The sequence below is a fragment of the Vibrio sp. CJQ_6 genome, assembly GCF_043106745.1.
In the GTDB taxonomy this organism is placed as follows: domain Bacteria; phylum Pseudomonadota; class Gammaproteobacteria; order Enterobacterales; family Vibrionaceae; genus Vibrio; species Vibrio furnissii.
On record NZ_JBICMV010000021.1, the window covers coordinates 549,276 to 562,112 of the forward strand.

Sequence of the window (12,837 nt, forward strand, 5' to 3'; positions counted from 1 at the left end):
TAGAGTTTTGTATCGGAACTGCGTATGTATCGTCGGGTGATGGAAGTGCTGCTCACCAGCCTTCTGAGTTTTTCAACACTGGCGACGGCTGATACAACGAATGCGCCAGCGGCGCCTTCTCAAACCGTTCCAGTGATCGCCATCAGCGGTGCCATCGGCCCTGCTGTGGGGGATTACGTCATCAAAGAGCTTGAGCGCGCCAATCAGCAAGTGAATACTCCAGCCGTGATTGTGACGCTCGACACCCCGGGCGGCCTCAGCTCGACCCTTCGCGATATTAACCAATATATTCTCGCCTCCGACATTCCGGTGTTGTGTCTGGTTTATCCGCCGGGCGCACGCGCCGCCAGTGCGGGTACCTACATTCTCTATGCCTGCCACATTGCTGCGATGGCGCCAGCGACTACGCTCGGCGCTGCAACCCCGGTTCAAATTGGCGGCCCGTCTGGCGGTGAGCAGCAGGATAAGCCGAGCGAACCGACCGCGATGGAGAAAAAGGTACTCAATGATTCGATTGCCTACATTCGTTCGCTGGCACAGCTGCGCGGGCGCAATGTGGAATGGGCAGAAAAAGCGGTGCGCGATGCGGCGACGTTGTCTGCGATTGAAGCGTTGGAGATGAATGTCATCAATGTGATGGCCGAATCGCCGCAGGATTTACTCAATGCCGTGAACGGACAAACGCTGGATGTGAATAACCGCGCTGTCAGTCTCCATGTCGATAAGGCACAACTCGAGACTCGCGAACCGGATCTGCGCAATCAATTTCTGGCCACCATCACCGATCCGAATGTGGCTTATATCCTGATGATGATCGGCGTGTACGGTCTGCTGCTTGAGTTCTACACCCCAAGTTTCGGCATTGCCGGCATCACCGGGGCGATTTCATTGTTGATTGCGCTCTACGCCTTCCAACTGCTGCCGGTGAACTACGTCGGCATGGGACTCATGCTGCTCGGGATTGCGCTGTTTATTGCTGAATCGTTTCTGCCGAGCTTTGGTTTACTGGGCATCGGTGGGATTGTGGCATTTGTGCTTGGTTCGGTGTTTTTGATCGACAGCGATTTGCCGGAAATGCAAGTGTCCTTGGGGCTGATTTACAGCATCGCGGCCGTCTCGGCGGCGCTGATCATCTTCGTTCTCAGCCGAGTGATGGAGCTGAGACGAAAACAGGTGGTCAGCGGGCAGGAAGCGATGTTGGGGATGGAAGGCATGGCGCTCGATAGCTTTGAAGGCCAAGGCTTCGTCCATGTTGATGGGGAGCGCTGGGAAGCGCTGAGCGATGTCCCGCTGCGCAAAGGTGACCTGATTCGGGTGATTGCAGTAGACGGGTTGACCTTACAAGTGACCAAAAAATAAGGAGGCGGCTATGCCGGGTATTCCAGTAAACACTGAGCTGCTGACACCGATTCTGCTTCTGGTGTTGATCGTGCTGATTGCCGTGCGGCTGTTTCGAATTTTACGCGAGTATGAGCGTGGCGTGATTTTCTTTCTTGGCCGCTTCCAGAAGGTCAAAGGTCCGGGGCTGATTATCGTCATTCCGGTCATTCAACAAATGGTGCGGGTGGATCTGCGCACCGTTGTGATGGATGTGCCGAGTCAGGACGTCATCAGCCGTGACAACGTCTCGGTGCGCGTCAATGCGGTGATCTATTTTCGCGTTGTCGATTCGCAAAAGGCGATCATCAACGTAGAAAACTATCTCCAAGCGACGTCTCAATTGGCGCAAACCACCTTGCGATCGGTACTTGGTCAACATGAGCTGGATGAAATGCTGGCCAACCGCGAAATGCTCAATGCGGATATTCAGGCGATTCTGGATGCGCGCACTGAAGGATGGGGCATTAAGGTGTCGAATGTAGAAATCAAACACGTTGATTTGAACGAGTCGATGATTCGCGCCATTGCCCGTCAGGCTGAAGCGGAACGGACACGTCGTGCGAAAGTCATTCACGCCTCGGGGGAAATGGAAGCGTCTGAAAAACTGGTGGAAGCGGCGAATCGCTTGGCGGCAGAGCCGAACGCGATATTGCTGCGCTACCTGCAAACGCTGACGGAAATCGCGGGTGAGAAAAGCTCGACCATTCTGTTTCCCATGCCAACGACATTGATGGAAGGCTTGTTTCAGAAACTCAATCAGCCGGACAAAAAAGACCCCGAGTCATAACGGGATTTTTCTGCCGTGCAACTTGGCGCAAATCGCCTATCTTTAAGTGTGGTGACTTGCGCTTTTTCAATGAGATAGCGTAACACTGCATCCCCATAATGCGATTTATAACCAAGGAAGTTTGCATGAGTTTACAGCCGTTTCATTTGGCCATTCCGGTTTACGATGTTTCGCTCGCACGTCAGTTTTACAATCAGGTGTTTGGTCTGGAAGAGGGGCGCTCGGCTGAGAGCTGGGTCGATTTCAATTTCTTCGGACATCAGTTAGTGATTCACTACCACCCGAAAACGGCCGATCAGGAGCGGGCAGTGACTAACCCCGTCGATGGCCATGATGTGCCAGTGCCGCACTTTGGTGTGGTTTTGGCGTGGAACGATTGGGAAGCGCTGGCAGAGCGGTTGAAATCGCATCAGGTCGAGTTCGTCATTGAGCCTTATATTCGCTTTCAGGGGCAAGTTGGCGAGCAGGCCACGATGTTTTTCTTCGACCCATGTGGTAACGCGCTGGAATTCAAAGCCTTCAAAGATATGAGCCAGCTGTTTGCTAAATAGTTCTGCTCGCAACAAACAAAAAGCCGTGTGTTCACACGGCTTTTGACGTTGAATGCTGATGCCCCTCACACGGGGTGTGCCAGAAGCGTTTAGCGCAATTCCGCCAGCAGTTCGTAAGAACGCAGCTTCTCCTGATGATCATAAATCATCGCGTTGACCATGATCTCATCAGCGCCTGTGCGTTCAACCAGCTCTTCAATGCGGCGACGCACCGTGTCTGGACTGCCGTGAATCGATTCCCTCAGTTGACTTTCCACCTGACGCTGTTCGTGGGGCAGCCACAGTGGATCCATGTTCATCACTGGTGGCGGCAGCTTGTCGCGCCCACCACGAATCATCTTGAGAAACTTCTGTTTCTCCGTCGTGCCCAGATACTGCGCCTGACGGTCGGTTTCCGCCACAATGATGTTCACCCCAATCATGGCGTAAGGTTTGTCGAGTTGTTCCGACGGGCGGAAGTGTTCGCGGTAAATCTCCAGCGCACGCAGCATCGCATCCGGTGCAAAGTGAGCCGCAAAAGCAAAAGGCAGTCCCTTCATACCGGCAAGGCGCGCGCTGTAAGTGCTTGACCCTAATAGCCACAAAGGTACCTTGGCATTGTTACCCGGGAACGAACGGACCGGCTGGTTATCAGAAATCGGCCCCATAAAAAACTGCAGCTCTTCCAGCAGTTCATCAAAATCAGGATCCATTCGCTCAGGATCGCGGCGCAGTGCATGCATGGTCGGGTAATCGGTGCCCGGCGCGCGGCCAAGTCCCAAATCAATCCGGCCCGGATACAAGGCGTCCAGCGTGCCGAATTGTTCTGAAATAATCAGCGGCGCATGGTTGGGCAGCATAATGCCGCCGGAACCCAGGCGAATGGTGTCGGTTTGCGCGCCAATGTGGCTGAGCAGCACAGCGGTCGCGGCGCTGGCGATGTCTGGCATGTTGTGGTGTTCGGCCATCCAGAAACGTTGATAGCCAAGCTTTTCGGCGTGTTGAGCCAACGAAACGGACTGTTTAAATGTCTGATGGAAATCAGAACCTTCTGAAACCGGAGCCAAATCCAGAATCGAAAACGGAGGTAAAGGCATGACGACTCATTCTTGTTATCAGTAATGATGAGACTATGCCTGTTTCTTTAACTAAGATAAACTGCCTTCAAATCGATTCTATGTTGAATTCAATTCTACAATTATGCGTAAAGACGATCATTTCAGCGGCATCACAGCGTTTGTCTGCACCGCTCAGCACAAAACGTTCACCGCCGCTGCCGAGCGGCTCAACCTGACTAAATCCGCGGTGGCGAAAAGCGTGTCGCGCTTGGAAGAACGCCTTGGCGTCAAGCTGCTGCATCGTTCCACGCGCCAACTGACACTGACGCCGGAAGGGGAAGCGTACCTCAAAAGTTGCCTCGATATTCTGGGGCAGCTTGAGTGCGCTGAAGCGCTGTTGCAAGCCAAAGTCGACAAGCCATCGGGCAAGCTGCGGATTGATCTTCCTGCGGCATTCGGGCGCAAAAAGGTGCTGCCTTTGCTCTTAGCCATGAGCGCACAGTATCCGGAACTGTCACTGGCAGTGACGTTCAACGAGCGCTTTGTCGATATCGTCGAAGAAGGGCTGGATGTGGTGGTGCGCATTGGTGAGCTGCAGGAAAGTAGCGGGCTGGTGGCGCGTCATCTGACGGTACAAAAAATGGTGATGTGTGCGGCGCCAGATTATGTGGCGCGCCGCGGCGTGCCATCCAGTTTTGATGATTTGAAAAATCACGACTGCGTGGTGAGTTTAAAGCAGAATCAGCCGCTCTCGTGGGTAGTGAAAAACTGCGACGGCGAAACCGTGCGTTTTAAGCCGCCTGCGACCCACGAATTCAGTGACGGCGACGCGATACGTGAAGCTGTGATCGCGGGCTGCGGAATTTCGCAGTTGCCGCTGTGGCTGATTCGTGATGATTTGCAAGCGGGCCGATTGCAGGAGGTTTTGCCGGGCCATTGTGCAGGTTCATCGCCGATTCACGCCGTATGGCCGAAGAACCGCCATTTATTGCCGAAAGTCCGCTTTGTGATTGATGAGTTGGTCGCGTTCGCGCAGCAAGGCCAATTCGATTAATTCGTCTGACGTTCGTGATGAAAAATGAATAAATTCATCGAGGGTTCAACGTATTATTTTTAGTGATTGATGGTATCGATGAGTCTATTTATTAAACCGATTTGACCCAAGTGATGCGAGGATTAATATGGATGAATCAAGTCTGTATTGAATCGGCTGACGGAAATAGCGTTCAGTTGGTGAATCTATTATTGGGAGTCGATCATGAATCATCATTTGAAAGAGAAACCGCGTTCAACGGCGATGGACCTGCTGTGGATGGGTGCCATCTGGACGGGCAGTGTGCTGACGCTGGGCGTTGTCGCCATGGGCTTTCGTGCCCTGATGTCTGCTGCAGGGATGAGTAGCCACTGAATCGTTGGCAAAGCAGATTTTAATGTTTCAATTGTGCGAGAAGAAATAAGGCGAATGACGATGACGTTGTTCGCTTTTTTTATGATTGGTCGTCGGGGTAAAAAAAAGAGATAAATCATTCCGTCGGAAAAGGAATGATTTATCTCAAGTCGTTGCGAAGAGGAACAACGTAAACATACCCTTGTGACCAAAGGTGATTGGGGTATCCATTATCGAGAAAGTGAAAACAATCGAGAAAGTGAAAATAATCGCGGAGCACGTTGTCTCCGCAGCAGAAATTAACGGTGCAGATCGACAATATTGCTGCTGACCGGGGCCGGGCTGTATAAGCGCGGTGCGCTGCCTTTTGGCAGGTGAATTAGGTTCAGATGATGGCGACGTGCCCATTGCACGGTCAACGCCGTCGGCGCCGACAAAGTCACTAAGGTGGCGATTTTGGCGCGCACCGCTTTGTGAATCAGTTCCAGGCTGCAGCGACTGGTCATCACCACAAAGCCGTGTTGTGGATTCACTTTGTCATTGACCATCGCACCAATCAATTTATCCAACGCGTTGTGGCGGCCAATATCTTCGCGGCACAACGTGATCTCGCCTCGCTCGTCGGCATACAAAGCCGCGTGCAACGCGCCACTATGAAGGGCCAGAACCTGTGCTTGTTGAATACGATCGCGCAATCCGTTGAACAGAACCGGGTTTGGCGGCGCAACAGGAGATAGCGGCGTTAACAATGGCAGCGCTTGATCCAGCGCTTCCACACCACAAATGCCACAACCGCTGGTGCCGGCCAGTTGGCGACGCTGGGTTTTCAGCGACCAGAAGGCGCGATTGGCGATGTCGACGGCGGCATGATGAGACTCTGCCCCCATGCTCAATTGCACGTCATGGATTTCGCTGGCAGCCTCGACGATGCCGCTGCTGATGCTGAATCCTTTGACGAAATCTTCAAGGTTGCCGGGCGTCACCATCATGACTGCGTGGCTGATGCCGTTGTAGCTGATCGACAACGCCGTTTCACTGGCTAGCGCATTGACGCCTTGGGTGTGTTCGGCATTCATTTCGACATAGCCATATTGATCAGGGGCGGGCGGAGCGAAATTCGCTTCAGCCAGTTCGGTCAGTTGAGTCACAGTGCACGTCATGGTGATCTCCCGGTTTAATCCGACACGTTGTGGTCGGCAGCAAAAATTTTCTGTGCTTTGGCAAAGCAACGCTCAGCCAACGCGGAGCGCGGCTCGGTTTTGCGCATCAGTAAGCCGATGCGTGAATGCACTTCGGCCTGTGCAATCGGAATCATGCGCAGGTGCTCGTTCATGGTCTCCATGCCGCTGTTCAGTGGCATGATGGCGCAGCACAACCCAGCATGGACCGCTTGCAGTAACTGAAAGGTGGAATCACTCTCCACCTGAATATGTGGCTCAATCCCTTTGCTGCTAAAGCTCATGTCAATCGACTGGCGGTAATGCATCCCTTTGGTCAGCAAACCCAGCGGAATATGGCCGAGGCTTTCCCAATCCATCTGCGTGTCAGCAAATCCGAAATGACGGGTATCGTGCAGCAGCCCCATGCTGGTGGCCGCCAGTTCAATCACTTCAAAATGGGTGGTATCGACCTGATCGAGATAGCACAAGCCCAAATCCAACTGATTGCGGTTGAGGCCGTCAATTACCTGTTCAGACGTCACCGAGCACAACTGATACCGCAGTTCAGGGTAGCGTTTAGACAGCGGTTCGAGCAGCGCCATGGGATTCAGGCTCGCCAGCGGCACCATGCCAAAACGCAGGCTGCCCACCAACTGGCCGCGGCAATTCGCTGCTTCTGCCTGTAACCCATCGTGGGCAGCGAGCACGCTACGTGCCCAGGCCAGAATGCGGTCGCCCGCTTCAGTAAACCCTTCAAAACGCTGACCGCGGTTAATCAGGGTCAGTTGCAGCTCATCTTCCAGATTGCGAATGCGCATCGACAAGGTAGGCTGCGTGATGTGGCACATTGCAGCGGCTTGCCCAAAGTGTTGGGTTTCGTCGAGCGCAATGAGATATTTCAATTGCTTAATGTCCATAATGCTTCCTTAAGCGGCCGGTGTTTTTTACTTGGGCGGCACGTTGTCGTGCTCGTATTGTTATTCGGCCACTTGTGTTGAGACTGACAGACTGAGTGTGCTCAGTACTGATTATCTTATACCCGCCGGACTTGAAGTGGCAGCGGTGTCCGCTGCGCCAAATCCGCTGGGTGGTCATGCGTTGCGATTAGTTGAGCACATAATCAACCGGTTGCAAAATCGGTGGCAGCTCCGCCACGTTGAGCGCGTCCAAAACGTCACGTTCAATAATTCTGACCAGCGCATCCATTGGCAGATCGTTTTCATCACGGCCAAAGGGATCTTCCAGTTCGTCCCCAATCGCATCTAAACCGAAAAAGGTGTAGCTGACGATGGTGGTAAAAATCGGCGCAATCCAGCCCAGCGGCTCTGCCATCGCAAACGGCAACAACAAACAGAAAATGTAGTTGGTGCGGTGAAAGAGCAAGGTGTACGGAAAGGGTAGTGGCGTGCTTTTTATACGTTCACACGTTGCTTGTGCCTCCGACAGGCGTTGCAACCGCTCTTCCAGCATCACATAACGCCACTCACTGATGCTGCCTGCTTTGGCGAGCTTGGAATAGCCGCGACTGATATGGCGCAAAATTCCGTCGCTGACGTTGTGTCCGTAGGCCTCTGCCCCTTGACTGAGCCAGCCTTTCGCAGCCTGATACTCGTCTTCGTTGCGCAGCCGCGCCGCCAACGCGTGGGTAAAACCGCACAGCTCTTTTAACAGCGACGTACGTAACGCTTCATCGTCAATCACTTCACTGGCGCGGGTAAATGAGCGCACTTCGGTAATCACGTGTCCCCACGCCTGACGACCTTCCCACCAACGTGAGTAACAGGCATTGTTACGAAAACTCATAAAGATGGACAGCGAAATACCCAACAAAGTAAACGGCGTGGCATTCACATGGGTAAAAAATGTCGGCAACATCCCTTCCACTAACACAATTAATGACGCCAGAGCGGTGATCATAAAACTGCGTTTAGCAATACGTTTTGCAATGGAACCTTTTAATGAAAATAAAATGTTCGTTAAATTAGGTTTAGGATGAACGATCATGATTTTTCCATGAATAATAGTTTTAACGTTACTTTAAGTAGAATATTATTGTTGAAGTGTTTAATGGCGATAATATTCTATTTTAATCCTATTGATGATGCCGGTTTAATGGCATCTCACATGCTTTTTAAAAACGCTATTTTGTCGAAGGTCTGATTTAGCACACTGACAAAAACGGATACAAAAACTGACTCGGTTACGATTAAAATCTGCATGTTTCTTGATTTGAATCAAGAATAAGATCGAAAACACCCCGGGTCAAATCAGTTGTTTTTATCACGTGATAGAGCGTTTCTATCACGCGAAACCCATGGTTGGTTCAGTGTTTGAAGTGAAAATAAGTGCCGAATTTAGAGTGAGTTACTCGAACAAGTGCATCGGTGTGCTTATTAGAAATGCATGCGTCTGGAGCGTGAGTCGAGATTGAAAATAACGTCTGCCTTCATTTAAGAATGAATCAATAAATTACTTTTTGTGTGGTTATTTCTGCTTTGTTTGAGTGATAGATTTCGTCGATGATTAATTCAATAAGTTCAATTGGACGGTAGAAAAAATACGATTTACGCTCTAGTGAAATAAAAGGCACGACCAAAAAATATCGTTGGTTGTGTTTAATTACAACTCAATGAACCTTATTTATTTCGTGCATCTTTGTGCATAAATATAAGCACAAATGGTCGAAATAATATTTGCCATCGCTCACCGGTAAATAACGCATCGTTCATTGAAATTCCTAGAGAGGAGTGTCGTCATGAACCAAAAGGAACACATTAAAGAGTATCCCGGACCTGCAGCAGGCTGGGGCGCGCTCAAAGCGGTCACCAAAAGCTGGTTAGGCAGTGAGAATGCGTTTCGTAACCTGAGAGCGATGTTGAAAACCAACCAGAACGGCGGCTTCGACTGTCCGGGATGTGCGTGGGGTGAATCGCCGGAAAGCGGGATGGTGAATTTCTGCGAAAACGGCGCAAAAGCCGTCAACTGGGAATCCACCAGCCGTCTTGTGGATCCGGATTTCTTTGCCAAATACAGCGTTTCGGAACTGGCGAAACAAACCGATTACTGGCTGGAATATCAGGGCCGCCTGAGTCATCCGATGCGTTATGATTCTGAAACCGATCACTACGTCGAAATCTCCTGGGACGATGCGTTTGCGATGGTCGGACGCCACCTTAACGCGCTGGCGTCTCCGGACGAAGCGGAATTTTACACCTCTGGTCGTGCCAGCAATGAGGCGGCGTACATTTATCAACTGTTTGTGCGAGCGTTTGGCACCAATAATTTCCCTGACTGTTCAAACATGTGCCACGAAGCCAGTGGGATTGGCATGTCCGACACCATCGGGGTCGGCAAAGGGACGGTGGTATTTAAAGATTTGGAATTGGCGGATGCGATTTTTGTCATCGGCCAGAACCCGGGGACCAACCACCCGCGTATGCTTGAACCTTTGCGTGAAGCGGTTAAACGCGGCGCACAGGTGATCTGTCTGAACCCGCTCAAAGAACGCGGTTTGGAACGTTTCCAACACCCACAACACCCAATTGAAATGCTGAGCAACGGCTCGGAGCCGACCAGCAGTGCTTATTTTCGCCCCGCTTTGGGCGGGGATATGGCTGTGTTCCGCGGTATGGCGAAGTTTCTGCTGCAATGGGAGCGCGAAGCGCAAGCATTGGGTGAAGCGCCGGTTTTCGACCACGATTTTATTCGCGAGCACACGACGGGCGTGGATGCTTACTTAAACGTTGTCGATCGTACCTCGTGGAAACACATCACTCAGCAATCAGGTTTGGGACTCGATGAAATCGAAGTGCTGGCGCGCATGTATCGCCGTGCTGAACGCGTGGTGATGTGCTGGGCGATGGGGCTGACTCAGCACCGTCACTCTGTGCCGACCATTCAGGAAGTGGTGAATTTGCAACTGCTGCGCGGGAACGTCGGCAAACCGGGTGCCGGGCTGTCGCCGGTGCGTGGTCACAGTAACGTGCAGGGTGACCGCACGATGGGGATTGATGAACAGCCGCCGGAGTTTCTGTTGGATGCGCTGGAAAAACGTTTCCAATTCAAAGTGCCGCGCGAGCATGGCCATAACGCCGTGCTTGCCATCAAGGCGATGGAAGAGAAGCGCGCCAAAGTGTTTATCGGCCTTGGCGGTAACTTTGCGCAGGCGACGCCGGATACACCCCGTACTCATGATGCGCTGCGCAATTGTGAGCTGACCGTGCACATCGCCACCAAACTGAACCGTTCACATCTGGTGACTGGTCGCGATGCGTTGATCCTGCCATGCCTTGGCCGTACTGAAATCGATATTCAGGCCAACGGCCCGCAGGGCGTGACGGTTGAAGATACTTTCAGCATGGTGCACCTCTCCTATGGCCAGCTCAAAGCGCGCTCGCCATATCTGCGTTCTGAGCCTGCGATTCTGGCGGGGATTGCCAAAGCGACACTGGGTAATTTCCCAATCGACTGGGACTGGGCGATTGCTGATTACAGTCACATTCGTGATTTGATCGCTGACACCATTCCCGGGTTTGAAAACTTCAATCAGCGCTTGCAGCATCCGGGCGGTTTTTATCTGGGTAATACGGCGGCCCGTCGTGAATGGAATACCGCCAGCGGGAAAGCGCAGTTTGCTGCGCCAGCACTGCCGGATCAACTGGTAAACGAAAACGTCATTCAACGCGGCGATGCGCCGGATCTGATCCTGCAAACCCTGCGTTCCCACGATCAGTACAACACCACGTTGTATGGGCTGGATGACCGTTATCGCGGCGTGTTTGGCATGCGCGATGTGGTGTTCGTCAATGCAGAGGACATTCGTCGTCTGGGCTATGAACCGGGCGATAAAGTGGACTTGGTGACCTTGTGGGACGACGGGCTGGAGCGCCGTGTCAGCGGTTTTGAACTGGTGGCGTATGACATGCCAACTGGGCAGGCCGCGGCGTATTACCCGGAAACCAATCCGCTGGTACCGCTCGATAGCTATGGCGATCGCACCTTTACGCCGACCTCCAAGTTTGTGGCCATCAAACTGGAAAAAGCCAAACCAAGCAGCGTGATTCCAACCACTGCACTGTAATTCGGTTTACTTCTGTTTATCTCATTGGCCCTGCTTGGTGTTGTGCGGCAGGGCCAGCGACCTCTGAAAGATTAAGGATTCTGGTATGTTTCATTTAGAGGCTCTCGACCTGGCGCGCATTCAGTTTGCGTTCACGGTGTCGTTTCACATTATTTTCCCAGCGATCACCATTGGGCTGGCCAGTTTTCTCGCGGTGCTGGAATGGCGCTGGATGAAAACCGGCAATCCGGTGTACAAAAATCTGTATCACTTCTGGTGCAAAATTTTCGCCGTTAACTTTGGCATGGGCGTGGTGTCCGGCTTGGTGATGTCGTACGAATTTGGCACCAACTGGGCGCGCTTTTCTGATTTTGCCGGCAGTGTCACCGGACCACTTCTGACCTACGAAGTGCTGACAGCCTTTTTCCTCGAAGCCGGATTTTTGGGTGTCATGCTGTTTGGCTGGCACAAAGTCAGCCGCCGCATGCACTTCTTTGCCACGGTGATGGTGGCGATCGGGACACTGATTTCAACGTTCTGGATCCTGTCGTCCAACAGTTGGATGCAGACCCCGCAAGGCATTGAAATTGTGGATGGCCGCGTGGTGCCTGTCGACTGGTTTAAAATCGTGTTCAACCCGTCATTCCCTTACCGACTGGCGCACATGGCATTGGCTGCCTTCCTGTCGACGGCATTCTTTGTTGCCGCTTCAGCGGCCTGGCATTTACTGCGCGGTCGCAAGAGTGCGGAAGTGAAAAAAATGTTCTCAATGGCTATGTGGATGATTCTGCTGGTGGCACCACTGCAAGCGGTGGTGGGCGATGCACACGGTTTAAATACGCTTGAGCATCAACCGGCGAAAATTGCGGCGATTGAAGGGCACTGGGAAAACAAACCGGGCGAAGCGACGCCGTTGATCCTGTTCGGGATTCCGGATATGGACGCGGAGAAAACCCGCTTCAGTCTTGAAGTGCCGTATCTGGGCAGCTTAATTCTGACCCACAGCCTGGATAAACAGATCCCGGCGCTGAAAAGCTTTGCGAAAGAAGACCGACCCAATTCAACCATCGTGTTCTGGAGTTTCCGCGTGATGGCTGGCCTTGGCATGTTGATGATTCTGTCTGCTCTGACCGCGTTGTGGCTGCGTCGCAAAGGCAAACTCTACGACACCAAATTGTTCCATCGCTTTGTCCTGCTGATGGGGCCATCGGGACTGATTGCGCTGCTGGCAGGCTGGTTCACGACCGAAATCGGCCGTCAGCCATGGGTGGTGTACGGCATGATGCGCACCCGCGATGCGGCGTCGAACCATGATGTATTGCAGATGAGTATCACGCTGGCGCTGTTTGTCATTATTTACTTCTCGGTGTTTACCGTCGGGATCACCTACATGATGCGTCTGGTGGGCAAAGGCCCGACAGCGGTTGAGCAAGAACGCGTGAGCGATGACCCGCTCAGTCTGGCGAAATAAAGGAG

General features: G+C 52.5%; 11 protein-coding genes. 7 read left to right on the forward strand and 4 right to left on the reverse strand.

Features of this window, described 5'->3' with window-relative positions; translation table 11 throughout:
- Positions 1–24: 24 nt before the first annotated feature.
- The 3 genes from ACF8PK_RS13290 to ACF8PK_RS13300 all read left to right on the forward strand — a co-directional run bounded on the left by ACF8PK_RS13290 (position 25) and on the right by ACF8PK_RS13300 (position 2,718).
- Complete coding sequence (locus ACF8PK_RS13290; RefSeq protein ID WP_392441731.1) at positions 25–1,359, forward strand: nodulation protein NfeD; 1,335 nt, start codon at positions 25–27, stop codon at positions 1,357–1,359.
- Between the two features lie 10 nt (positions 1,360–1,369).
- Complete coding sequence (locus ACF8PK_RS13295; protein ID WP_055465664.1) at positions 1,370–2,167, forward strand: slipin family protein; 798 nt, start codon at positions 1,370–1,372, stop codon at positions 2,165–2,167.
- A 125-nt stretch (positions 2,168–2,292) separates the two neighbouring features.
- Positions 2,293–2,718: a VOC family protein gene (locus ACF8PK_RS13300; RefSeq protein WP_020329168.1), complete on the forward strand. Its 426-nt coding sequence runs from the start codon at positions 2,293–2,295 to the stop codon at positions 2,716–2,718.
- A gap of 89 nt (positions 2,719–2,807) precedes the next feature.
- Here the strand turns inward: ACF8PK_RS13300 and ACF8PK_RS13305 are convergent, their stop codons facing one another.
- Entirely contained in the window at positions 2,808–3,794 is a 987-nt protein-coding gene (locus ACF8PK_RS13305; RefSeq protein ID WP_392441734.1) for an LLM class flavin-dependent oxidoreductase, read from the reverse strand.
- Between the two features lie 103 nt (positions 3,795–3,897).
- On the opposite strand from ACF8PK_RS13305, the gene ACF8PK_RS13310 reads away from it, so the two are divergent.
- Together ACF8PK_RS13310 and ACF8PK_RS13315 are read left to right on the forward strand one after the other, a co-directional pair.
- On the forward strand, positions 3,898–4,809 hold the full coding sequence (locus ACF8PK_RS13310; RefSeq protein ID WP_014257509.1) for a LysR family transcriptional regulator: 912 nt from the start codon (positions 3,898–3,900) through the stop codon (positions 4,807–4,809).
- 204 nt (positions 4,810–5,013) lie between these two features.
- Positions 5,014–5,163, forward strand: a complete 150-nt coding sequence (locus tag ACF8PK_RS13315) for a DUF2474 domain-containing protein (RefSeq protein WP_004726923.1) — start codon at positions 5,014–5,016, stop codon at positions 5,161–5,163.
- Between the two features lie 278 nt (positions 5,164–5,441).
- On the opposite strand, the gene fdhD is transcribed toward ACF8PK_RS13315, so the two are convergent.
- The 3 genes from fdhD to ACF8PK_RS13330 all read right to left on the reverse strand — a co-directional run bounded on the left by fdhD (position 5,442) and on the right by ACF8PK_RS13330 (position 8,306).
- The gene (gene fdhD, locus ACF8PK_RS13320) at positions 5,442–6,302 is read right to left on the reverse strand and encodes a formate dehydrogenase accessory sulfurtransferase FdhD (RefSeq protein ID WP_222814376.1); all 861 of its coding nucleotides are present in this window, start codon (positions 6,300–6,302) and stop codon (positions 5,442–5,444) included.
- 14 nt (positions 6,303–6,316) lie between these two features.
- Complete coding sequence (locus ACF8PK_RS13325) at positions 6,317–7,219, reverse strand: LysR family transcriptional regulator (RefSeq protein WP_044363684.1); 903 nt, start codon at positions 7,217–7,219, stop codon at positions 6,317–6,319.
- 187 nt (positions 7,220–7,406) lie between these two features.
- A complete protein-coding gene (locus ACF8PK_RS13330; protein WP_392441737.1) occupies positions 7,407–8,306 on the reverse strand; it encodes a bestrophin family protein in 900 nt (299 codons plus the stop codon).
- A gap of 751 nt (positions 8,307–9,057) precedes the next feature.
- Here ACF8PK_RS13330 and ACF8PK_RS13335 point away from each other — a divergent pair.
- Both ACF8PK_RS13335 and ACF8PK_RS13340 read left to right on the forward strand, forming a co-directional pair.
- The gene (locus tag ACF8PK_RS13335) at positions 9,058–11,382 is read left to right on the forward strand and encodes an FdhF/YdeP family oxidoreductase (protein ID WP_392441739.1); all 2,325 of its coding nucleotides are present in this window, start codon (positions 9,058–9,060) and stop codon (positions 11,380–11,382) included.
- An 85-nt stretch (positions 11,383–11,467) separates the two neighbouring features.
- A complete protein-coding gene (locus ACF8PK_RS13340) occupies positions 11,468–12,832 on the forward strand; it encodes a cytochrome ubiquinol oxidase subunit I (protein ID WP_158164535.1) in 1,365 nt (454 codons plus the stop codon).
- Positions 12,833–12,837 lie beyond the last annotated feature (5 nt).